This is a genomic window from Streptomyces sp. NPDC056347, assembly GCF_042262625.1.
In the GTDB taxonomy this organism is placed as follows: Bacteria; Actinomycetota; Actinomycetes; order Streptomycetales; family Streptomycetaceae; genus Streptomyces.
Map to the genome: position 1 here is coordinate 25,652 of NZ_JBHJQP010000015.1, position 23,469 is coordinate 49,120.

Here is a 23,469-nt window from a genome sequence, read left to right on the forward strand (position 1 = left end):
AGTGACCGAGGGGGAGGTCGAGTGACATACCCGCCGAGTGTGCGTACGGCGCCCGGGAACGAGCGTCCGCAGCCGCCCGTTCCGGCGGCCGCGCCCGCCCCGCCGGGGCGCGGCGCGCTGTCCGTGACGGCCGGCCGGGTGCGGGCCGCGGCCACCACCGAGCCGGGCAGGCTCCAGATCATCGGGGCCGTACTGGCCCTGCTGGTCGTCGCGTTCGGGGCCGTGACCGCGCTGGAGATCTCCGACCGGGCGTCCGCCGCCGACGACGTGGTGAGCCGCAGTCAGCCGCTGAGCGCCGACGCGGCGGCCGTCTACCGCTCGCTGGCGGACGCGGACACCGCGGCGGCGAGCGGCTTCCTGGCCGGGGCGCAGGAGCCGCGCGATGTCCACGAGCGGTACGAGAAGGACATCCGGGAGGCGGCCCGTCTCCTGGTGAAGGCCGCCGGCAACACGGACGCGTCGACCAGGTCCGGCCAGGAGATCACCACCCTCAACGAGGAACTCCCCCGGTACACGGGCCTGATCGAGCGGGCCCGCGCCAACAACCGGCAGGGCCTGCCGCTGGGCGGTGCCTATCTCCGGTACGCCAACCAGCGGATGAGCACGGTGCTGCTGCCGGCCGCGGAGCGGCTGTACGCGGCGGAGACGGACCGGCTGGGCGAGGACGACGACGCGGCCCGGGCCCGGCCGTTCCTCTCGCTCGGGCTCGGCGTGGTGGCGCTGGGCGTGCTGCTGTGGGCGCAGCGGCGCAACTACCGCCGGACGAACCGGGTGTTCAACCACGGGCTGCTGGTGGCGACCGCTTCGTGCACGGTGCTGCTGCTGTGGCTGGCCGTGGGGCACACGGTGGCCCGGTCCGCGCTGCATTCCGCGGATGTGAACGGGCAGCGTTCCCTCGATGTCCTCAGCAACGCGCGGATCGACTCGCTGAAGGCGCGGGCCGACGAGAACCTGACGCTGGTCGCCCGGGGGGCGGTGCTGACCGCCGACGGGAAGCAGGACAAGTACGAGACGGACTTCGGCGCGGGCATGAAGGCACTCGGCGAGGCACTGGACAGGGCCGGGAGCCTGGCCGACGACGAGGCGGGCCGCGGGCCGGTGGCGAAGGCCGTCGACGCGGTCTCCGAGTGGCAGGACCGTCACCGCAAGGCCCGTACGGCCGACGACGGCGGCGACTACGAGGGCGCGCGGGCGCAGATCATCGGGGCGAAGGACTCCACGGGTGAGTCCTTCGAGCGGGTGGACAAGGCTCTGGCGCAGGCGCTCGCCCACGAGCAGGACGAGTTCACCCGGGCCGCGAACGACGGGCGCGGGGCGCTCGGCGGGCTGCCGTCCGGGGCCGTGGGGCTGGCAGTGCTGGGGGCCGTGGCGGCGATTGTCGGAGTCAACCGCAGGCTCTCGGAGTACCGGTGAGCGGAGGAGCGATGACCAGGAAGCGCACGGGCGGGCGGCCCGGCCGCGGCGGGCTGCGCGGCTGGGGCGGGGTGACGGGCATGGCCGTGGCCTGCGCCGTGACGGCCGCGGCCACCCTGCTGCCGCTCTCCCGGCACGGCACCGCGGTCCTCGGCGGTGACACGGCGGGTCCGGGCACCGCGCGGGCGGTGCAGATCAGGTCCGACGAGTGCACGGACCCGGAGGCGAGCCTGCGGCCCTCGGCGGCCGACGGGCCGAACATCGAGCGGATCAAGCAGCGCGGGAAGCTCGTCGCGGGCGTCGACCAGAACAGTTACCGGTGGGGGTACCGCGATCCGGGAGCCGGTGCGGGCAAGGACGCTCTCGAAGGCTTCGACATCGATCTGGTGCGCGCCATCGCGAAGGACATCCTGGGCGATCCCGACGCGGTGATCTTCCGGGCGATTCCCACCAACCAGCGGATCGCCGCGCTGCAGAACGGCACGGTCGACGTCGTCGTACGGACGATGACCATCAACTGCGCCCGGCTGAAGCAGGTCTCGTTCTCCACCGCCTACTTCCAGGCCGGGCAGCAGGTCCTCGCCCCGAAGGACTCGGCGATCACCGGCTACGACAAGTCGCTGGCGGGCAAGCGGGTCTGCACCGCCGAGGGCTCCACCGCGTACGAGGCGCTGGAGAAGCAGTCGTACGGCGCGGTCTACCGGGACCCGCACGACGGCACCGCGGCGGACGAGGACCAGCTCACCGTCCCCAACCAGCTGGACTGCCTGGTGCGGCTGCAGCTGAACGAGGTCGACGCGGTGGTCACCGACAACGCGCTGGCGGCCGGGCAGGCGGCGCAGGACCCGGCGGTCGAGCTGAAGGGCGACAAGCCGTTCACCACCGAGTACTACGGCGTGGCGGCGAAGCTCGGCGCCGACGACCTGGTGGCCCGGGTCAACCGGGTGCTGGCCGACTACCGCAAGGGCGGGGCGGACAGCAGCTGGATGCGTTCGTACGAGCGCTGGCTGGCGCAGGGGCTGCCCGGCATCACGGCACCACCGGCACCCAAGTACCGGAGCGAGTGACACCGGACCGGCCGAGGGGCGCGAAACGGCGGCCCCGGCCGGTCGGACAGCGGCACAGATCCTGCCGGGGCCCGTCCCGGCGGTGGAGAGCGGAGAGGTGATCGATGGGCGTCGCGGGCCCCTTCCCCGACCGGTCGGCCGGTTCCGGCGTCCCGGTGATGGACCGGGACGAGGCGGACCGTGCGCTGGCCCGGCTCGGCGCGGAGCACGAGGCGATCGAGACCTCGCTCCTGGCCCTGCAGGACCACGCCGGCCGCCGGCTCCTGGAGGGCGCCGACCTGACCGGGGTCACCAAGGAGCGCTGGGCCTCGACGGACCGGGCGATCACCCTGCTGTGGGGGTACTTCGACGCCTACGCGGCGGCGCTCGCCCGGGCGCGTACGGTGCGGGCCCGGCGCCGCTACCCCGGCCGGGAGGATCTGGTGGCCCTGACGGAGCTGCTGCGCGGCCAGGGGGTCACCATGGCGTCCGCCGCGGCGGGCCCCGGTCCGTCGGCCGACGGTCCGGCCCGGCTCGCCGAGCGGTTCACGCTGGAGGAGCTGGTCTCCCGGATGAACGAGCTGTACGCCCGTTCGCTGGACGTGGTCGTCGCCTCGGACGCCGTGTGGTCCGCGCTGCCCGCCCGGATAGATCTGCTCGCCGCCGAACTGCACCGCACGCGTTCGCTGGCGCACTCGGTGGGGGTCAGGCCCGGTGAGCACCCGTCGGGCGACGACCTGGAGGCGATCACCCAAGAGCTGACCGCGCTGCGGACCCAGGTGGTCTGCGACCCGCTCGCGTTCTGGCGGCCCGCGCCGGGCAGTTCGGCGCCCGGCGGCGGACGCCCGGACACGGAGCGGTACGACCGGGCGGCCCGGGCGCTGGAGGAGGTGCGGCGGGAGATCGAGGCGGTGCTCGCGGTCCGGCAGGACGCCGAGCAGCGCCTGGTCCAGCTGCGCGACGTGCTCTCCCGGGCGGACCGCACCCTGGCCGAGGCGCGGGCGGCGCGCGGCGAGGTGCTCGCCAAGATCGCGGCCTCCGAGGTGCCGGCCGTCAGCGGCCCGCCCACCGTGCTCCAGGAGCGTCTCGTCGCCGCCTCGGATTACCGCAGGCGGGCGCAGTGGCACCGGCTGTCGCCGTTGCTGGAGACGCTGGAGCGGGAGGCCGAGGAGGAGCTGCTGCGGGCCCGCGAGTCGCTGACGGCGGTCACGGCCCCGCTGGCGGTGCGGGCGGAGCTGCGCGGCAGGCTCGACGCGTACCGGGCGAAGGTGGCCCGGCTCGGGCTGGCCGAGGACCCGTTGCTGATCGAGCGGTACGACGTGGCGCGCCGGATGCTGTGGAGCGCGCCCTGTGATCTGCGGGTGGCCGGGCAGGCGGTGCTGCGGTACCAGGAGACGGCGGCCGAGCTGCTGTCCCAGCGCCCGGCGCCGGGGCCGGGGGACCGCCGGTGACCGGGGCGGCGCGTGAGACGCGAGGGCCGCTTCGGCGGCGGGGCGATCAGGGGGACCGATCATGAGTACGCAGTGCCAGCGCCCCGGCTGCGAGGGCGCCTACGAGGACATGGGCGGCGGTGAGCTGTACTGCGACACCTGCGGTCTGGCGCCGGTCGTCTCCCCGACGGGGTCTCCCCCGTTCGAGCCAAGCCGGGAACCCGGGGACGGCATGGTGAGTTCGCCGCCGACCGGGATCGCGGGCGGCGGGCGCGTGGGCGGGGCGAGCGGCCGGGGCGGCGACAGCGGTTCGCGGTCCTCCTCGCGGGCCTCGGCGCGCTCCTCGTCGCGTTCGTCGACCTCGCGGCGCTCGGTGTCGGGGCGGCTGTCGCGTGCGCTGTCCGGCGCGGCGACCTCGCCGTCGGTGTCGGTGCGTTCCTCCGGTTCGGCCTCGAACGCCTCCGCCCGTGGCCGGCTGGGGGCGGGTCTGGTGCAGGTGCCGGACGTGCCGCGGCCCGATCCGCGTTCGGCGGTGATGGAGAACCCGGAGGTCCCGGAGCGCAAGCGCTTCTGCTCGCGGTCCGACTGCGGGGCGCCGGTCGGCCGGTCGCGCGGCGGGCGGACGGGCCGTACCGAGGGGTTCTGCACCAAGTGCGGGCATCCGTACTCCTTCGTGCCCAAGCTCCGTGCCGGCGACGTCGTGCACGGCCAGTACGAGGTCGCCGGGTGCCTGGCGCACGGCGGGCTGGGCTGGGTCTACCTCGCGGTGGACCGGGCGGTCTCCGACCGCTGGGTGGTGCTCAAGGGACTGCTCGACACCGGGGACCAGGACGCGATGGCGGCGGCCATCTCCGAGCGGCGTTTCCTCGCCGAGATCGAGCACGCCAACATCGTGCGGATCTACAACTTCGTCGAGCACCTCGACCAGCGCACCGGTTCGCTGGACGGCTACATAGTGATGGAGTACGTGGGCGGCAAGGCCCTCAAGGAGATCGCCAACGAGCGCCGTACCGCCGCCGGGCGGCGCGACCCGCTGCCGGTCGAGCAGGCGTGCGCGTACGGCATCGAGGCGCTGGAGGCGCTCGGGCATCTGCACAGCCGCAACCTGCTGTACTGCGACTTCAAGGTCGACAACGCGATCCAGACCGAGGACCAGCTGAAGCTCATCGACATGGGCGCGGTGCGCCGGATGGACGACGACGAGTCGGCGATCTACGGCACGGTCGGGTACCAGGCGCCGGAGGTCGCGGAGGTCGGCCCGTCGGTCGCCTCCGACCTGTACACGGTCGCACGGACCCTCGCGGTGCTCACCTTCGACTTCCAGGGCTACACCAACGTCTTCGTGGACTCGCTGCCCGACCCGGACAACATCGAGGTGTTCCGGTCGTACGAGTCGTTCTACCGGCTGCTGGTGCGGGCCACCGACCCGGACCCGGCGCGCCGGTTCGCCTCGGCGGCGGAGATGGCGGAGCAGCTGACGGGGGTGCTGCGCGAGGTGGTGTCGCTCCAGTCGGGGCGGCCGCGTCCGGCGCTGTCGACGCTGTTCGGCCCGGAGGTCCGGGTCACGGACAGCCACCTGTTCCCGGAGCGGGCGGGGGACGTGTCACGGCTGGGGGGCCGCCCCTCGGCGCCGGCCGCCCCGGCCCCGGCGGCGATCCCGGCGCCCCGGGCCGCGTCCGCGACGGCGGGGTACGCCGCCCCGGGCGGTCCGGAACTCGCCGGTCTCGACCTGCGCTCCACCGCGCTGGCACTGCCGGTGCCCCGGGTCGACACGGCCGATCCCAACGCGGGCTTCCTGGCCGGGCTGATGACCACCGCCCCGTCCGAGCTGATCGCCGCGCTGGGTGCGGTGCCCGCGGCCTCGCCGGAGACCCGGCTGCGCGAGCTGCGCGCCCGCCTGGAGCTGAACGAGCAGGGGGCCGCGGGGCAGACCCTGGCGGAGCTGGAGGGGCGGCATCCGGACGACTGGCGGGTCGTCTGGTACCGCGGCGTGACGTCGCTGGTGACCGGTGACGACGAGAACGCGGCGGTGTCCTTCGACGCGGTGTACGACGCGTTCCCCGGGGAGCCCGCGCCCAAGCTGGCGCTGGGGATCTGCGCGGAGGTTCTGGGCCAGCTGGACAACGCCGCGGAGTACTACCGGCTGGTGTGGACGACCGACCCGAGCTTCGTGAGCGCCGCCTTCGGGCTGGCCCGGGTGCGGATCGCCGCCGGGGACCGGGCCGGGGCCGTGGCCGCGCTGGAGTCGGTGCCGGAGGCGTCGATCCACTACACGGCGGCCCGGGTCGCGGCGGTGCGGGCCCGGCTGCGGGGGCGGGCGCCGGACGAGCCGCTCCTCGACGACCTGCTGGCCGCTTCGGCGCAGGTGTCGGCGCTGGCCGGGCTCGGGCTGGACGCGGTGCGCCGGGAGCGGCTGTCGGTCGAGGTGCTGGGCACGGCGCTCGACTGGGTGCTTTCCGGCAGCCCCGGGACCGGGGCCGCGGCGCGGCAGCCGGGACCGGGCACACTGCTCGGCAGTGAGCTGGACGAACGGGGCCTGCGGTTCGGGCTCGAACGTTCGTACCGGATGCTCGCCAGGCTTGCGGAGCCCGGCGATGAGAGGATCGAACTGGTGGAGCGGGCCAACCGTTTCCGCCCCCGGACGTGGGTGTGAAAATGTCGCAGAAACCCCAGGAGACGGCCCTGTCGAAGTGCCCCGGCTGCGAGGAGCCGCTGGAGCCGGGGGATCTGTTCTGCGGTGCGTGCGGGTACGACCTGTCGGCCGTGCCCGCCGCCCCGAAGGACCGCCCGACGGCCGCCCCGACCACCCCGGAAGCGCCCCTGGTCCCCGAGGCACCGGAGGCGTCGGAGGCTGCCGGGGCGCCGGGCGGCTCGGGCGATTTCGAGCTGGCCGCGCCCGACCCGGCGGCCGCGGCGCCCCCGCCCGCGCCCGCCCCGGCCGCCGTTGCCTCCGCCGGGGCCGCGCCCGATCCCCGTACGGCCGTGGCGGCGGAGCCGGTGGCCGCGGCCCCGGCGGCCGGGGCCAAGGTGTGCGTGGCCTGCCGGGCGGGCCGGGTCGACACCGACGGCTACTGCGAGAACTGCGGCCACGCCCAGCCCCGCGAGCGCGACCACATGGAGCAGGAGCTCGGTTCGGTGGCCGCGGTCAGCGACCGGGGGCTGCGCCATCACCGCAACGAGGACTCGTTCGCGGTGTCGACCACGGCGCTGCCCGACGGTTCGCCGGCGGTCGTCGCGATCGTCTGCGACGGCGTCTCCTCGGCCAGCCGCCCCGACGAGGCCTCGGCGGCCGCGGCGAGCGCGGCCAACGAGGCGCTGCTGGAGTCGCTGCCGCGCGGCGTACACCCGCAGCAGGCGATGCACGACGCGATCCTCGCGGCGTCCGAGGCGGTCAACGCCCTGGCGCAGGAGCCCGGTCCGGCCGCGGAGCAGGAGAAGCACCGCCGTCAGAACGCCCCGGCGTGCACCCTGGTCGGTTCGATCATGGCGAACGGGCTGCTGGTCGTCGGCTGGGTCGGCGACAGCCGTGCGTACTGGGTGCCCGACGACCGTTCCGCCCGCCCGGCGCGGCTCACCGAGGACGATTCCTGGGCCGCGCAGATGGTGGCGGCGGGCCTGATGAACGAGGCGGAGGCGTACGCGGACGAGCGCGCCCACGCCATCACGGGGTGGCTCGGCGCCGACGCCTACGAACTGGAGCCGCACACCGCGTCGTTCAAGCCGGACCGGTCCGGTCTGGTGGTGGTGTGCACGGACGGCCTGTGGAACTACGCGGAGTCGGCCACCGAGATGGCCGCGGCGGTCCCGGCCGACGCGCACCGGCGTCCGCTGCACGGCGCCCAGGTGCTGGTGGGGCACGCGCTCGACGGCGGGGGCCACGACAACGTAACAGTGGCGCTGGTGCCGTTCGCCGTGGAACCGCAGGGGGCAGGATCGGCCCGCGGGGCCTCGTGAGCCGCGTTCCGTAACGCCCGGTTCTTCCTGTCCGACCGTCCGCTCCCCGATGTCTTCGCCTGTTCCTCTCTTCTCCCGCGGCTGCTCTCATCGACGGCCGGAGCCCCAAGGAGCCGACCAGATGGCCAACTTCTCCAAGTCGAACGTGCCGCAGTTCTCCGTCGAGGTGTACCAGAACGCCTACCTGCCGGAAGGCGGCCGCGAGGTGAACGCGATCGTCACGGTCACCTCGACCGGGGGCGGCACCACCGGCGGCATACCGCTGTCGGATTCCTCGCGCACCGCGGGGCGGGCGGCGAGCGCCGCCGTGGTGATCATGGTCGACTGCTCGGGCTCGATGGACTACCCGCCGACGAAGATGCGCAACGCGCGCGACGCGACGGCCGCGGCCATCGACACCCTGCGCGACGGCACCTCGTTCGCCGTGGTCGCCGGTACGCATGTGGCCAGGGAGGTCTATCCGGGCAACGGCGCCCTCGCCGTGGCGGACGCGCGGACCAGGGCCGAGGCCAGGGAGGCGCTGCGGGCGCTCAGCGCCGGGGGCGGTACGGCGATCGGGACCTGGCTGCGGCTGGCCGACCGGCTGCTCGGCGCCGCCGGCGTGGACATCCGGCACGGGATCCTGCTCACCGACGGCCGCAACGAGCACGAGGCGCCGGAGGATCTGCGGGCCGCGCTGGAGTCCTGCGCGGGCCGGTTCACCTGCGACGCCCGCGGCGTCGGCACCGACTGGGAGGTGAAGGAGGTCACGGGGATCGCCTCCGCACTGCTCGGTACGGCCGACATCGTCGCCGATCCGGCGGGGCTGGCAGCGGACTTCACGCGGATGATGGAGAACGCGATGGGCAAGGAGGTCGCGGACGTCGCGCTGCGGCTGTGGACGCCCGTCGGGGCCGAGATCCTCTTCGTGAAACAGGTCGCACCCGCGGTCGTCGACCTGACCGGCCGGCGCACCGGGGCGGGCCCCCGCGCCGGGGACTACCCGACGGGTTCCTGGGGCGACGAGTCCCGCGACTACCACGTGTGCGTGCGGGTTCCGCAGGCCGGGATCGGCCAGGAGATGCTGGCGTCCCGGGTCTCGCTGATCCTCCCCGACCCCTCGGGCGGGACCCCGCAGACGCTCTCCCAGGGCCTGGTACGGGCGGTGTGGACGGACGACATGGCGGCGTCCACCTCGATCAATCCGCAGGTCGCGCACTACACCGGGCAGGCGGAACTGGCCCAGGTCATCCAGCAGGGACTGGACGCCCGCAAGTCCGGGGACCTCGACGGGGCGACCGCGAAACTGGGCCGCGCGGTGCAGCTGGCGTCGGCGTCCGGGAACGAGGACACTGCGAAACTGCTTTCGAAGGTGGTGGACGTCGTGGACGCCGCGACCGGTACTGTGCGACTGAAGGCAAAGGTCGCGGACGCCGACGAGATGACCCTCGAAACGCGCTCCACCAAGACCGTACGCGTCAAGAGATAACCACAGAGCCACGGTTTCGAGCCGCCCGGTCGGAAGAGCCCTCCGGACGGCGAGCAGCGGAAATACGCCGGCCCCGGGCCGGCCCAGGAAAGGGGGAAGCGCCGACATGCCGACCTGCCCGAACGGACACCAGTCGGGTTCCGATGACTGGTGCGAGGTCTGCGGCCATCGCATGACCGGCGCGGGCGCGCCTGCGGGCGCGGTCCCCCCGCCGCCGCCTCCGCCGCCCGTCGCCGGTTACGGCTACCCGCAGGGTCCGGGTGCCGACGCGCCCCAGCAGACCGAACTCTGCCCGCAGTGCCGCACCCCCCGCGAGGCGATGGCGCCGTTCTGCGAGGAGTGCCGCTGGAACTACCTGACGAACACCGCGACGTCGTACACGCCGCTGGCTCCGCAGCCCAGCGTCTCCGGGCCGCCGCCGGGGCTGAACCTGCCGCCGGGCTTCCAGGCGCAGCAGCCGCCGGGGCCCGCTCGGCCGCGCGACCCGTTCGATTACCAGGGCTCGCGTCCCTCGCAGGTGAACCGGCCCGCCGAGCCGCTCACCACCGACCCGGCAGGCCGCCCCGGCCCGCCGCCTCCGCCCGGCCCCGGCCCCGGCCCGCAGGCGCCCGGCCCCATGGCTCCTCCGCCGCCGCCCGGTCCGGGTGGTCCGCAGGCGCCCGGTCCCGTGGTCCCGGGCCCGCAGGGGCCGCCGCCTCCGCCCGGCCCGGGTGGTCCGCAGTCGTCCCCGCCGTCGTTCCAGCAGCCGGGTCCGCCGCCTCCCCCTGCCTTCCAGCAGCAGTCCGCACCGCCGCCGCCCTTCCAGCAGCAGTCGGCGCCGCTCTCCTTCGACCGGCCCGCCCCCGTGGATCCGCGGCCGCCCGCGCCGCAGGGCCCGCAGGGCGGTGGCGACGACGACTGGATGCTGTCGCCGCCTTCCCGTACCCAGGCCCCGCCGCAGCAGGAACAGCCCCCGTTCCCGGGCCAGGTGCCGGGCCAGGCTCCGGGCCAGGGCCGGGACCAGTCGTCCGCGAGCTGGACGGCGGTCATCGCCCCGGACCGTGAGTACTTCCTGGCGATGATGCAGCGCAGCGGCCCCGAGGCGACCGGGCTGAACCTGCCCGCGTACTCCCCGGAGCAGCAGCTCCAGCTCTCCGGCACCCAGGTCACCATCGGGCGTCGTCGGCAGAGCACGGGCGAGTCCCCGGACATCGACCTGTCGGTGCCGCCGGAGGACCCGGGCGTGTCGCACCAGCACGCGGTGCTGGTGCAGCAGCCGGACGGCGGCTGGGCCGTGGTGGACCAGAACTCCACCAACGGCACCACGCTCAACGGCGCCGAGGACCCGATCCAGCCCTACGTCCCCGTCCCGCTCCAGGACGGCGACCGGGTGCACGTCGGGGCGTGGACGACGATCACGGTCCGCCGGGGCTGATCCGCTCCGCGTCAGACGGACGGCAGTGGCCAGGCGTACGGTCCCGCGGGGTCGTCCAGCCAGGCCCACTGCCGTCCGTCGGCGAGCGTGATGCCGAAGCGTTCCCGTCCGGGGCGCCTCTCGCGCCGCCAGAGGGAGAGCGCCTCGCGCGGGTCGAGGGCCTCCCCGGTGAGCGCCAGCAGGAAGCGGAAGAGATCGTTCTCGCCGATGTGCCGGGGCACTCCGGCGAGGCGCGGTCCCCGCACGGCGGTCCGGGCCGGCAGGCCGCGCAGCGGCACGAAGTACGCGGCCGTGTGCAGGAACCGGCCCTCGGCGCACTTCCCGTGCGGCCCTTCCCGTACGTGCAGGACGATCAGCCCGGTGGCGAACGGGGCCAGGATGCGGGCGCCCGGCACGCACTGCTCCAGCCAGGGCCACGGTACGCACGGCAGGGTGCAGGTCGCGATGATCCGGTCGTACGGGCCGCGCGGGGGCCAGCCCCGGGCGCCGTCCCCGGTGACCACGGCCGGGTGGTGTCCGGCCGCGTCCAGGTGGCGCCGGGCCGCCTCGGTGATCTCCGGGTCGAGGTCGATGGTGGTCACCGCGTCGTCGCCGAGCCGGTGGGCGAGGAGTGCGGCGTTGTAGCCGCTGCCGGTGCCGATCTCCAGGACCCGTTGGCCGTCCCGTACGTCCAGCTCCTCCAGCATCCGGGCCATCAGGGAGGGCTGGCTGCTGGACGAGATCAGTTCGCCGTCGCGGATGCGGATGGCCAGCGGGGTGTCCGCGTACGCCCCGCGCAGCCAGCGGGTCCGCCGGCCGGGGTCGGGGTCCTCGCACCAGAGGCGGCCCCGCTCGTCGCCCACGAAGTCGCCGGCGAAGTAGTACGGCACGAAGAGGTGGCGCGGGACCTGCTCGAAGGCGGCCCGCCAGGCGGGGTCGCCGAGGGCCCCGCCGGCCACGATGCCCCGCACCATCGCCCACCGCTCCTCGGCGGCGGCCACGGCGAACGGGTCGGTGCGAGCGTCCATGTCTCCACCTTCCCGCGCCGGGCGGCCGGGGGCCAGGACCGGCGTGCGGGCGGTCGGCGAGCGGGGACCCGGCGGGCGTGCCGGGCCGTCGCACCGCGGACGGCGGTTCGGGGAAGGGACCTAGGACCCCGGTCCTCGGCCGGTGCGTCTGCGACCATGGTCGGGTGACAGAGATTCCGCGCGACACGCTTCAGGAGCAGTCCTTCTACGAGCAGGTCGGCGGCGAGGAGACCTTCCGGCGCCTGGTGCACCTCTTCTACCAGGGGGTTGCCGGGGACCCGCTGCTCCGGCCGATGTATCCCGAGGAGGACCTCGGCCCGGCCGAGGAACGGTTCGCGCTGTTCCTGATGCAGTACTGGGGCGGGCCCCGTACGTACAGCGAGCGGCGCGGGCATCCCCGGCTGCGGATGCGGCACATACCCTTCCGGGTGGACCGGGCGGCGCACGACGCCTGGCTGGGCCATATGCGGGTGGCGCTCGACGAGCTCGACCTGGCCCCGGAGCTCGACCGGAAGCTGTGGGACTACCTCACCTACGCCGCCGCTTCGATGATCAACGCCTCGGATTGAATCGGAATTCGGTCTTCCGTGACCGATAAACGGTCACAATCGGATCAAGTACGTGGGCAAGCGGTTTCCAAGTGCCCCTGGACCTTGAAAGCATCCATGTCACGCCGGGGGGCGTGAGTGGTGCCGAGGGCCCAGGGGGGCGCGAGTGACGGGGTTCGTCTTTCTCCGGGTACGGGCCCATCGACTGCTGCTCTGCGCCGCCGTCCTCGCCGTACTGCTGACCACATCGGTGCTGGCCGCGCTCACCGCCTTCTCCGGCTCGGTGGGCGACGCGGCACTGCGCAACGCCCTCACCCACCGCTCGGCGGCCGACGCCTCCTTCGTGATGTCCGCCCGGACGGCGCCCGAGCGGCGGGAGGCGGCCGACGCCGTCGCCCGTAAGGCCGCCGCCGCCGCCTTCGACGGTCTGCCGGTGACCGTGCGGACGATGGAGACCTCGGGCTCGTACGCGCTGCCGAACGCGCTGCGGGCACCGCAGCTCCGCTCCGGCGACCCCGACCTCACCCACTTCGCCGCGCTCGACCGCGGCCGGGTCCGGATCACTGCGGGCCGCGCGCCCGCCGAGGGCGGCGGGTCGGGCGGCGGCCCGGTGGAGGTCGCGCTGCCGCTGTCCGCCGCGAAGGCGCTGAAGCTCAAGCCCGGTGTGCGGTTCACGGTCACCGACCGGCTGACCGACAAGCCGCTGCGCGTCCTGGTGACCGGGGTGTACGAGGCCGCCGACCCCGCCGATCCGTACTGGCAGCTGGACGAGCTGGGCGGGCGCGGTGTCCGCAGGCTCGCCTTCACCACGTACGGCCCGCTGCTCACCGGGGCGGCGCTCCCCGGCTCCGGGCGGGTCAGCGCCGGGACGATGTCCTGGCTGGCGACCGCCGACTTCCGTACGGTCACCACCGGCCGGATCGACGCGCTGCGCGCCGCCGCGACGGCCGCCCCGAAGCAGGTGACGGCCGCTCCCGAGTTCACGAGCGGGGCCACCGCGCGGACCTCGCTGCCCCAGGTGCTGGAGCAGATCGACCGGGCACTGCTGGTCTCCCGCTCGACGCTGATGATCGTGGCCGTGCAGCTGGTGCTGCTCGCGGGGTACGCGCTGCTGCTGGTGGCCAGGCTGCTGAGCAGCGAGCGGGCCGGGGAGACCCGGCTGCTGCGGGCCCGGGGCGGTTCGCGCGGGCGGATCACGGCGCTCGCCGCGATCGAGGCGCTGCTGCTGGCGCTGCCCGCCGCGCTGATGGCCCCGCTGCTCGCCGGGCCGTTGACCCGGCTGCTCGCGGACCGCGGCGCGCTGGCCCGGGTCGGGCTGCGGATCGAGACCGGCGCCACCGGCACGGTGTGGCTGGTCGCCGTCGGTGTCGCGCTGCTGTGCGCACTGGCCGTGGTGGCGCCCGCGCTGACGGCCGGGACGGGAGACCGCCCGGCCGGGCGGTCCGCGTCGCTGCCCGCGCCGCTGCGGGCGGGCGCCGACATCGGGCTGCTGGTGATCGCCGGGGTGGCGTACTGGCAGCTCGACCGGCGGGCCACGGAGGTCGGCGGCGGGGTGCTGAGCGGGGACCGGCAGGGCGAGCTCGGGGTCGACCCGCTGCTGGTCGCGGCCCCCGCGCTGCTGCTGCTCGCGGGCACGGTGCTGACGCTGCGGCTGCTGCCGCCCGCGGCCCGGCTCGCGGAGCGCGCCGCGTCGAGCGGCCGGGGGCTGATCGCGGCGCTGTCCGGCTGGCAGTTCAGCCGCCGCCCGCTGCGGGGCGCCGGGCCGGTGCTGCTGCTGGTCCTGGCGGTGGCGATGGGCATGCTGGCCGTGGGGCAGCGCGCCTCCTGGGAACGTTCGCAGAGCGACCAGGCCGACTTCCGGACCGGCGCGTCGCTGCGCGTGCTGACCGGGGTCCAGGACGATCCGGCGGCAGCGGTCGGCTACGCCCGGCTGCCCGGGATACGGGACGCGGCGCCCGCGCTGCGGGCGGACACCGAACTCTCCAATGAGCGCACCGCCACGGTCCTCGCCCTGGACACCGCGCACGCCACCGAGCGGATGCTGATCCGCGACGACCTCACCGACCGGCCCCGTCAGCGGCTGTTCGAACCGCTCGCCGCGCCGCGGCCCGGGCGGGCCGGGCTGCCGCTGCCGAAGCACAGCACCCGGTTCCGGTTCGACGCGCGGATCACCACGGACGCGAAGCACCGGGCGACGGGCGACGACCCGGTCCTCTCGGTGCTCGTGGAGGACGGCTACGGGCTGCCGTACCGGGTGGTGGCCGGGGCGGTGCCGGCGGACGGCAGGGCGCACCCCTTCACCGTCGGGGTGGCGGACGGCAACGACTTCACGGTCACCGGCTTCGAGCTGACCGGCAACCGCCCGTACGCCGGGAGCGAGCGGCACCGGCTGACCGTCGACGGCCTGCGGGCCGAGGGCCCGGACGGCACCGAGCGGGCGGTCCCGGTCCCCGCGGGCCTCGGCTGGCGGGCCACGCTGTCCGGCACCGGCTCCGGCGGCGAACCGGAGCCCAGCAAGCGGCTGACCGCGTCCGCCTCCGCCGAGCGCCCGCTGACCGTCGGCTACAACACCGGCGCCGCCTCGAACGACTGGGACTACACCCCGGCCTACTCCGTGCGGGTCGCCGTGCCCCGCCCGAAGGCCCCGGTGCCGAACGCCCTCGCCACCGACGCGTACCTGAAGGCCGCCGGGGCCCGGAAGGGGCAGGTCGTCGATGTCACGCTGGCCGGCGAGAAGGTCCGGGTGAAGATCGTGGACACGGTCCGGCAACTGCCCACCACCGGTGCCGGAATGGAATCTTCCGCTCCTGTGGCGGCCCGGGACGGCGGCGCCCTGCTGATCGACTTCCGGGCGCTGGGCCAGGTCTTCGCCCAGCGTCCCGGTGCCGTGCTCACCGCCAACGAGTGGTGGCTGAGCACCGGCCCCGGGCGGGCCGCCGAGGCCGCCGCCGCGCTGCGGGCCCGGCCGGACACCGAACCGGCGCGGGTCCTGGTGCGGGACGAGATCGTCCGGGAGCTGACCGGCGATCCGCTGGGCGCCGGGCCGCAGTCCGCGCTGCCCGCGGTGGCGGTGGCCGCGGCGGCCCTGGCCGCGGTCGGCTTCGCGGTGAGCGCGGTCGGCGCGCAGCGGGAGCGGAACGGCGAATTCGCCGTACTGCGGGCGCTGGGCACCCCGCGCCGACGGCTGACCCGGATGATCGCCGTCGAGCAGGGGGTGCTGATCACGATCGCGCTGCTGGTCGGGACGGTCCTCGGGGCGGTGCTGAACCGGGCCGTCGTGCCGCTCGTCGTGCTCACCGGGCAGGCCACCGCGCCGGTCCCCGGGGTGCTGGTGCAGCTGCCCGCCGGTCAGACCGCGGTGCTGCTCGCGGGGGTCACCGTACTTCCGCTGCTGACCGTGGTGTTCCTCGCCCTGCGCGGCATCGACACCGCCGCCTCGCTGCGTGTCCAGGGGGACAGCTGACATGACTTCGCGTTCCGTTCGCACCGGCCGGAACCCGGCCGACGCGCCCTGGGTCCGCACCCGGCTGCGCACCGCGCCCGGCACCGCCTGGGCGCTGGCCCTGCTGGTGCTGGTCACATCGTTCCTCGCGGCCCTCTTCCCGCGCGCGGTGGAGCACCAGGGGACCGAGGGGCTGCGCCACGACATCACCGCCGCCGACGCCAAGCGCAGCGTCCTGGAGCTGAGCAGCCCGCAGCCCGGCCTCCAGATACCTCCGCTCGACCGTGAGGCGGCGGTGCGCGGTGCGGCGCTGAAGACCATCCACGACAAGGCGCGCGCCGCGATGCCCGCCAAGGTCCGGCCCGGTGCCGACGGTTCCTCGTACGGCTTCCGCACCAGCCGGCCGATGCCCGCGACGGATGCCTGGCTGCCCCGGCCCGAGGGGATCGACCCGCAGCTGAACTACGCCACCCCGTCGGACCTCCGCGGCCACGCCACGCTGCGTTCCGGGGCCTGGCCCGCCGTGCGCGGCCTGGTCACCGAGGACACCGACGAGGTGCAGGGCGTGGTCACCGAGGCGACGGCGAAGGCGCTGGGTGCCCGGGTGGGAGCGACGGTCTCCGTACCGACCCGGGCCGGGGAGCATCTGACCGTACGGATCACCGGCATCATCGCCCCCAGGGAGCCCCGGAGCACCTACTGGTCGGCCGAGCCGCTGTTCCGGACCCCGGCCCTGGTGCCGGAGCCGGGCACGAACCCGCCCAGCCTGGACCCGCCGCGCAAGTACTGGACCGCGACCGTGCTGCTGCCGCAGGACGCCGCCCCGGCCCTGCTCGGTTCGACCGGTGAGCCGGAGATGTTCTGGCGGTTCGCGCCGGACGCCTCCGGTCTGACCGCCGCCGACGTACCGGGGCTGCGCACGGCGATCGCCTCGCTGGAGGGCGGCCCCGGGCTGGTACGGCTGCGCACGATGGCCGGTGACAACGCGGCGTTCAGGACCGGCCTGGACCAGATCCTCGCCGGGTACGACACGCTGCGCACGGCGATCGAACCGGTCGTCACGGTGGCCGCGGTGGGTGTCGGGGCCGTCGCCGCCGTGGTGCTGCTGATGACGGCCGGGCTGATCGGCGGGCGGCGCCGGGAGGAAATGGCGCTGCTGCGGGCGCGCGGCGGTTCGCTGGCCGGGCTGGGCGGGCGGCTGCTCGCCGAGACGGCGGTGCTCGCGGTTCCCGCGGCGGTGCTGGGTCTGCTGGCCGCGCTGCCCCTCTTCGGACCGGCCCGGCCGTGGCCCTCGGTGGCCGGACCGGCCGTCGTCGCCCTGCTGGTCTGCGTCGCGGTGCCGTCGGTGACGGTGCTGCCGCACCGCAGGCCGCGGCTGCCCGGGGCCCGCGACGACCTGATGGACACCCGCCCGTCCCGGCTGCGCACCGTCGCCGAGCTCACCGCGCTGGTGCTGGCGGTGGGTGCGGTGGTCGGGCTGCGGCGGCGCGGTACGGCGGAGGGCGGCGATCTGCTGGTCAGCGCCGCGCCGGTGCTCGTCGGGCTGATCGCGGCACTGGTCCTGGTGCGGCTGCTGCCGTTGCCGCTGCGGCTGGCCTCGCGGGCCGTCGCCCGGCGGCGCGGGGCGATCGGCTTCCTGTCGCTGGCCCGTGCCGGGCGGACCTCGGCGGGCGGTGCGCTGCCGCTGCTCGCCCTGCTGCTGGCGCTGACCACGGCGGCGTTCGGCGGTTCGGTCCTCACCGGGGTCTCGGACGCCCGGGACCGGGCGGCGACGCTCGCGGTCGGCGCGGACGCCAGGATCAGCGGGCTGCTCGACGCGGCGCCGCTCCCGGCCCGCCTGGTCCGGGAGGTCCGGGCGGCGGACGGCGTCCGGCAGGTGGCCGAGGTGCAGGTGGTGACCGGGGTGCCGCTCCCGCTCAGCGCGGACGGCAGCAGCATGAAGAGCACGGCCCTGCTGGGCGTCGATCCGGACACGTACGCCGAGCTGGCCCGTACGGCGGGCCTGGGGACGTTCCCGGCCGACCGGCTGCGCGCGGACAAGGGCAAGGGCAAGAACGCGGTCGTACCGGTGATCGCGTCGCCGCCCGTCGCCGCGGAACTGGGCGACGGTCCCCGCGACCTGACCACCCCGGCCGGGGATCTCCGGGTGCGGGTGGCCGGGATCGTGCCGCGTACCGCCGCCGTCCCCGACCGTGACTTCCTGCTCGTCGACTCCTCGGTGCTCACCCGGCAGCAAACCACCACCCTGCTGGTGGCCGGTGCCCCGGACCCGAAGGCGCTGCGGGCCACCGTCCGTGAGGCGGGCAAGGACATCTCCGTACGGCTGCACGCCGAGGAGCGGGCGGCCTTCGTCGACACCCCGATGCAGCGGGGCACCCGCGCGATCTACGCGGCGGCGGTCGGGGTCGGTGCGGGCTACGCCCTGCTGGCGGTCCTGCTGTCGCTGCTGCGGACAGCGCCGGAGCGCACCGCCCTGCTGGCCCGGCTGCGGACCATGGGCCTCACCTCCCGGCAGGGCAGGCGGCTGCTCGGCCTCGAATCGCTGCCGCAGGCCCTGCCCGCGGCCTTCGGCGGGGTGCTGGTCGGCTGGGCGACGATCGCGCTGCTGGCCCCGGGCGTCGACCTCGCGGGGCTGGCGCTCTTCAGCGGAACGGGCGCCATCCCACCGGACATCGCACAGCTGCGGCCCGACGCGTGGTCGCTGACGCTCCCGGCGCTCGGCGTGGTCGTCCTCACCGCCGGGGCGGCCGCCGTCCAGGCGTGGCGGGCGGGCCGCCGCGGATCGATCACCGAACTCAGGTCAGGAGACCCCCGATGACGTCGCCGTCGGACGACACCACCCTCGCCGAGCTCGAACGGCGGGCCACGGCCCGCCGCGACCGGCCCTCCTACGGGCACGACGCGCTGATCGCCTGCGACCGGCTGGTACGCATCTTCTCCGCGGACGGGGTGGAGGTGCAGGCCCTCCAGGGGCTCGATCTCCTGGTCGCCGAGGGCGAGTTGATGGCCCTGGTCGGCGCGTCCGGCAGCGGGAAGTCGACCCTGATGAACATTCTGGCGGGGCTCGACGTGCCGACCGCCGGTTCGGCGACGGTCGCGGGCCGCGATCTGCTGTCGATGGGGCCGAAGGAACGGCTCCGCTACCGGCGGGAGGCCGTCGGCTTCGTCTGGCAGCAGACCGCCCGCAATCTGCTCCCGTACCTCACCGCCCTCCAGAACGTCACCCTGCCCATGCAGCTGCGCGGCCGGGACCGGCTGCGCGGCGCCGAGCGGGCCGCCCGCGCGGAGTCGCTGCTGCGCGTCCTGGAGATCGAGAACTGCCGCGACCGGCGCCCCGCCCAGCTCTCCGGCGGCCAGCAGCAGCGGGTGGCCATCGCGGTGGCACTCGCCAACAACCCGTCGGTGCTGCTCGCCGACGAACCGACCGGCGAGCTCGACTCGGCCACCGGCGAGCAGGTCTTCGCCGCGTTCCGCCGCGCCAACGAGGAGCTCGGCACCACGATCGTGATCGTCACCCACGACCAGGCGGTGGCCGACGAGGTGCGCCGTACGGTCGCGATCCGCGACGGCCGCACCTCCTCGGAGGTGCTGCGCCGCACCGAGGTCGACGCGGCGACGGGGCTGGAGTCCCAGGTGGCCCGGGAGTACGCGATGCTCGACCGCGCGGGACGGCTGCAGCTGCCCGCCGACTACACCGAGGCGCTCGGCATGGAGCACCGGGTGCTGCTGGAGCTGGAACAGGACCACATCGGGGTCTGGCCGGACGAGAAGCCGAAGGAACAGCCGGACCCCCAGGGGTAGTTGGTGGGGCTTCCCCCCGGCCGGTTCCGCCGGGTGGCCCGATGGTTCCCGGGGGCGTACGCCCCTAGCTTCGGAGGCGGAAGTCATCCGCACCGAAGCTAGGAGCACGATGCGCGTCGCCCCACTGGTCACCGCCGGGCTGAGCCTGGCCGGTCTGCTCGCGGGCAGCGTGCCCGCGTCGGCCGCCCCCGCCCCCGTTCCCGCCTCCCCCGCCGTCCAGCAGCGGCTCGGCTGGGGCCCCTGTCCGGCCGGGCAGCCCGAGCTGGTCGCGGCGGGCGCGCAGTGCGCGAAGGTGACCGTCCCGCTCGACTACGCCGACCCCGGCGGCCCGGTGATCCGGATCGCGGTCTCCCGGATCAGGGCCACCGCGCCCCGCGGCGAGCGGCGCGGCATCCTGCTCTCCAACCCGGGCGGGCCGGGCGGCACCGGGCTCGCCCACACCCTGTCGCTGCGCCCGGCGCTGAAGGACATCGCGGACCGCTACGACCTGATCGGCTTCGACCCGCGCTTCCTCGGCGAGTCCACCCCGGTCGCCTGCGACCCGGCCGCCCCGGCGCCCGCCCCCGGCCCGGTCACCACCCCCCGCCAGGACTTCGAGCGTTCGGTGCGGTCCGCCCGCGACACCGCGGAGCGCTGCCTGCGGCACGGGGACAACGCCCGGCTGCTGCCGCACGCCACGACCAGGAACGTCGCCCGCGACATGGACGCGATCCGGGCGGCCCTCGGCGCGCCGAAGCTGTCGTACTACGGCGTCTCCTACGGGGCCGACCTCGGCGCCGTCTACACCCAGATGTTCCCCCGCCGCGCCGACCGCGTGGTCATCGACTCCTCCACCGACCCGGCGGCCACCCAGTACGAGCTGTTCCGACGGGCGGGCGCACCCCTGGAATCGGCCCTGGACGAGTGGGCCGCCTGGACCGCCCGGCACGACGGCACCTACCGGCTCGGCACCACCCCCGCCCGCGTCCGGGCGAGTGTCCAGCAGCTCCTCGACGGCGCCGAGCAGCGCCCCGTCACCGTCTCCGGCGTCCCGCTCGACGCGCCCCTGCTGCGGCTGGTGCTGCGTCAGTTCATCCAGCACACGGAGTACGACCCGGCGCTCGCCGGTACGGTGCGCGACCTGACCGACGCCGCCGCGGGCAGGCCGGTGGAGCCCGGCCCGGAACTGGCCTCGCTGCTCGGCCTGCTGAGCTCGCCGGAGCTGGCGGACAGCATGCTGGGCGGGGCGCTCTTCATGTGCGGCGACCGCGGCTGGCCGGCCGGCGGCTGGCCGAAGGACCCGGAGACGTACTGGCGGAACATGGAGGACAGCCGGGCCGGCCAGCCCGTCTTCGGCCCGCTCGTCAACGGGATGATCGCGCCGTGCGCGTTCTGGACGAGCACCTCCCGCGAACCCGCCACGGTGATCGGCAACGGCATACCCGTCCTGATGCTCCAGGCCCGGCGGGACAACAACGTCCCCTACGAGGGGGCGCTCGCCCTGCACCGGCGGCTGACCGGTTCCCGGCTGGTGACGGCCGACATCCGCTCGCACGGGGTGTACGGGCGCGGCCTGTCGGGCCTCACCCCGGTCCCCTGCGCCGACCGGGCCGTCGACGACTACCTGCGCGACGGCACCCTGCCCGCCGCCGATCTGACCTGCCCGTCCGCCGGGGAGGGCCGATGATCACCCGGCGTACGGGCCTGGCGGCCACCGCCGCCGCCCTGGCCGCCGCGGCCACCGCCCCGGCGACCGCCACGGCCGGTCCCCGCGGCCCCCTCCAGCGCGACGTGGACGCGATCCGGGCCACCGGCGCCACCGGCGTGCTGGCCGAGGTGCAGAGCGCCACCGGCCGGACCGTGGCCCGCGCCGGAGCCGCCGACCTGCGCACCCCGCACGAGCCGGTGCCCTGGGAGTCCTCGTACCGGATCGGCAGCGACACCAAGACCTTCACCGCCGTGCTCGCCCTCCAGCTGGTGGGCGAGGGGCGGCTGAGGCTCACCGACCCGGTGGAGCGGTGGCTGCCCGGCACCGTACGGGGAAACGGGAACGACGGCCGCCGGATCACCGTGGCCGACCTGCTGCGCCAGACCAGCGGGCTCAACGACTACCTCGCCGTCTCCCCGGACGCGGCGGACGCCTTCACCCCGGAAGGCTACCGCCGGGCCCGGTTCCGCCCCGCCCGGCCCGAGGACCAGCTGGCCGCCGCGCTGAGCCGGCCGCCCGCCTGGCTGCCGGAGGCCGGGAAGCCGCGCTGGGGCTACTCCAACACCAACTACCTGATCGCGGGCCTGGTCGTCGAGGCGGTGACCGGCAACCCCTGGGCGCAGGAGCTGCACGACCGGATCGTCGAACCCCTGGGCCTGCGCCGTACGTTCACCCCCGGCACCTCCCCGTACCTGCCGCCGCCCACGGCCACCGCGTACACCTGGTTCCCCGGCCGGGACCGGCCGACGGACACCACGCTGACCTCCGGCGGCGGGGCGGACGGCGCCGTCGTCAGCACCACGCACGAGCACGGGGTCTTCCTGCGCGCCCTGATGGGCGGGAGGCTGCTGCGCCCGGCCCAGCTGGCCGCGATGAAGGAGACGGTGGCGGCCGGGGACTGGGTTCCGGCCCAGGGCGTCCGGTACGGGCTGGGCATCGCCTGGCGCCCGGCCCGGGGCGTCCGGGGCGGGATCTGGTTCCACGGCGGCACGCATCTGGGGGTCGTCTCCGAGAGCGGGGTGACCCCGGACGGGGCACGGGCCGTCACCAGTGCCACGTTCACCCTGCGGATGGGCGACCCGGCGCAGGACGCGCAGGGCCTGGCGGCGCTCCGCCTGGTGGACCGGGCGCTGGCCGCCCGGTAACGCGTGTGCCCGGCGGCTCAGCCCCCGACGGTCACCGCGAGGCCCCCGAGCCCGCTGCCCGGCGCGCGCAGGGCGATGGCGCCGAAGGGAGTGCGCAGCCGCAGCCAGGAACCGGCGGCGAGCAGCGCGACGGGGAAGTCCGGTGCCGCCCGGAGGAAGCCGAGCGACTGGGCGGCGTGCACGGCGCGCAGCGGCAGCGCCGTCGTGCCGACCGTGCGCGACCAGATCTCGCGGCCGATCAGGTCCCGCTCCGCCCGGGTGCGGCGGTGCTCGGGCAGCGCCGCGTCCCGGTCGCGGAACTCGGTCACGGCGGCGCCGAGCGCGGTGCGCAGCGCCACCGGGTCCGGCAGCCCGGGCTGTTCCCGCCAGCCGCCGCGCGGCGGGAGGACCCCCGTCCACGGCGGGCCGGTGACGGGGGCCGGGAGCGCGCCGGTGCCGGTGGACTCCCCGAGGGATTCGAGGAGTTCACCGGCGGAGACGGTGAGGTCGAAGTCGTCCGGCCGGGCCAGCCGCGCCGCCCGGACCGCGAGGACCTCGAACGACGGCGGCCTGCCGAACACGGCCAGCGCACCGCCGCCGGCCTGCATCCGCACCGCGGCGGCCCGGTCGTAGTGGAGGAGCCGGCCGAGGAAGGCCGAGAGATCCTCGGCCTCCCTCGCGTCGGCGAACTCCAGCGACCGTACGGGCACCGTCATGCTGCGGCAGGTTCCTCGGCCATGTACTGCTGGAGGAAGAGCCGCTCCTCGGACGAGATCCGCCGGGGGCGCGACTCGGCCAGGTCGTAGGGCACGACGACGGTCGAGGCCCGCACGTACACCTGGTCCGGGTCCTTGATCTCGTACGCGATCGTCAGCGACGCGGCACCGATCTTCGTGACCCACGACTCGACGGTCACGGGCTCGTGCCGGTGGACCAGCGGTCGTACGTAGTCGATCTCGTGCCGGGCCACGACGGACCCGCCCGAGAAGGACGGCGAACCGTCCCCGGGCGCCAGCCGGAACATGAAGTCGATCCGGGCCTCCTCCAGGTAGCGGAGGAAGACCACGTTGTTGACGTGCCCGAAGGCGTCCATGTCCGACCAGCGCAGCGGGCAGCTGTAGAGGTGACGGGCCAA

General features: G+C 75.3%; 16 protein-coding genes. 13 read left to right on the forward strand and 3 right to left on the reverse strand.

Going from position 1 to position 23,469, the window contains the following annotated elements; all coding sequences use genetic code 11:
* Positions 1-21: 21 nt before the first annotated feature.
* The 7 genes from ACFCV8_RS06145 to ACFCV8_RS06175 all read left to right on the forward strand — a co-directional run bounded on the left by ACFCV8_RS06145 (position 22) and on the right by ACFCV8_RS06175 (position 10,725).
* Positions 22-1,413: a hypothetical protein gene (locus ACFCV8_RS06145; protein WP_376684062.1), complete on the forward strand. Its 1,392-nt coding sequence runs from the start codon at positions 22-24 to the stop codon at positions 1,411-1,413.
* A gap of 11 nt (positions 1,414-1,424) precedes the next feature.
* A complete protein-coding gene (locus ACFCV8_RS06150; protein WP_376684063.1) occupies positions 1,425-2,480 on the forward strand; it encodes a glutamate ABC transporter substrate-binding protein in 1,056 nt (351 codons plus the stop codon).
* 104 nt (positions 2,481-2,584) lie between these two features.
* Entirely contained in the window at positions 2,585-3,910 is a 1,326-nt protein-coding gene (locus ACFCV8_RS06155; RefSeq protein ID WP_376684064.1) for a hypothetical protein, read from the forward strand.
* A gap of 61 nt (positions 3,911-3,971) precedes the next feature.
* Positions 3,972-6,542 carry a tetratricopeptide repeat protein gene (locus tag ACFCV8_RS06160; RefSeq protein ID WP_376684065.1) on the forward strand — a complete coding sequence of 857 codons (2,571 nt, stop codon included), beginning with the start codon at positions 3,972-3,974 and terminating at the stop codon, positions 6,540-6,542.
* Complete coding sequence (locus ACFCV8_RS06165; protein WP_376684066.1) at positions 6,539-7,843, forward strand: protein phosphatase 2C domain-containing protein; 1,305 nt, start codon at positions 6,539-6,541, stop codon at positions 7,841-7,843. Before ACFCV8_RS06160 ends, ACFCV8_RS06165 begins: the two co-directional genes overlap by 4 nt.
* Before the next feature lie 121 nt (positions 7,844-7,964).
* A complete protein-coding gene (locus ACFCV8_RS06170) occupies positions 7,965-9,311 on the forward strand; it encodes a VWA domain-containing protein (protein ID WP_376684067.1) in 1,347 nt (448 codons plus the stop codon).
* A 106-nt stretch (positions 9,312-9,417) separates the two neighbouring features.
* Entirely contained in the window at positions 9,418-10,725 is a 1,308-nt protein-coding gene (locus ACFCV8_RS06175; protein ID WP_376684068.1) for an FHA domain-containing protein, read from the forward strand.
* Positions 10,726-10,736: 11 nt separating this feature from the next.
* Here the strand turns inward: ACFCV8_RS06175 and ACFCV8_RS06180 are convergent, their stop codons facing one another.
* Entirely contained in the window at positions 10,737-11,732 is a 996-nt protein-coding gene (locus ACFCV8_RS06180; RefSeq protein ID WP_376684069.1) for a methyltransferase domain-containing protein, read from the reverse strand.
* Between the two features lie 164 nt (positions 11,733-11,896).
* Here ACFCV8_RS06180 and ACFCV8_RS06185 point away from each other — a divergent pair, with 164 nt between their 5' ends.
* The 6 genes from ACFCV8_RS06185 (at position 11,897) to ACFCV8_RS06210 (ending at position 22,355) form a co-directional block, all read left to right on the forward strand.
* A complete protein-coding gene (locus ACFCV8_RS06185; protein WP_376684070.1) occupies positions 11,897-12,301 on the forward strand; it encodes a globin in 405 nt (134 codons plus the stop codon).
* A 145-nt stretch (positions 12,302-12,446) separates the two neighbouring features.
* Entirely contained in the window at positions 12,447-15,743 is a 3,297-nt protein-coding gene (locus tag ACFCV8_RS06190; protein WP_376684071.1) for an FtsX-like permease family protein, read from the forward strand.
* A gap of 1 nt (position 15,744) precedes the next feature.
* A complete protein-coding gene (locus tag ACFCV8_RS06195; protein WP_376684072.1) occupies positions 15,745-18,540 on the forward strand; it encodes an FtsX-like permease family protein in 2,796 nt (931 codons plus the stop codon).
* A complete protein-coding gene (locus ACFCV8_RS06200) occupies positions 18,537-19,523 on the forward strand; it encodes an ABC transporter ATP-binding protein (protein WP_376684073.1) in 987 nt (328 codons plus the stop codon). Before ACFCV8_RS06195 ends, ACFCV8_RS06200 begins: the two co-directional genes overlap by 4 nt.
* Positions 19,524-19,632: 109 nt before the next feature.
* A complete protein-coding gene (locus tag ACFCV8_RS06205) occupies positions 19,633-21,189 on the forward strand; it encodes an alpha/beta hydrolase (protein WP_376684074.1) in 1,557 nt (518 codons plus the stop codon).
* Complete coding sequence (locus ACFCV8_RS06210) at positions 21,186-22,355, forward strand: serine hydrolase domain-containing protein (RefSeq protein WP_376684075.1); 1,170 nt, start codon at positions 21,186-21,188, stop codon at positions 22,353-22,355. Before ACFCV8_RS06205 ends, ACFCV8_RS06210 begins: the two co-directional genes overlap by 4 nt.
* Before the next feature lie 17 nt (positions 22,356-22,372).
* Here ACFCV8_RS06210 and ACFCV8_RS06215 read toward each other — a convergent pair whose 3' ends face one another.
* Both ACFCV8_RS06215 and ACFCV8_RS06220 read right to left on the reverse strand, forming a co-directional pair.
* A complete protein-coding gene (locus tag ACFCV8_RS06215) occupies positions 22,373-23,050 on the reverse strand; it encodes a hypothetical protein (RefSeq protein WP_376684076.1) in 678 nt (225 codons plus the stop codon).
* Entirely contained in the window at positions 23,047-23,469 is a 423-nt protein-coding gene (locus ACFCV8_RS06220; protein ID WP_376684077.1) for an acyl-CoA thioesterase, read from the reverse strand. Before ACFCV8_RS06220 ends, ACFCV8_RS06215 begins: the two co-directional genes overlap by 4 nt.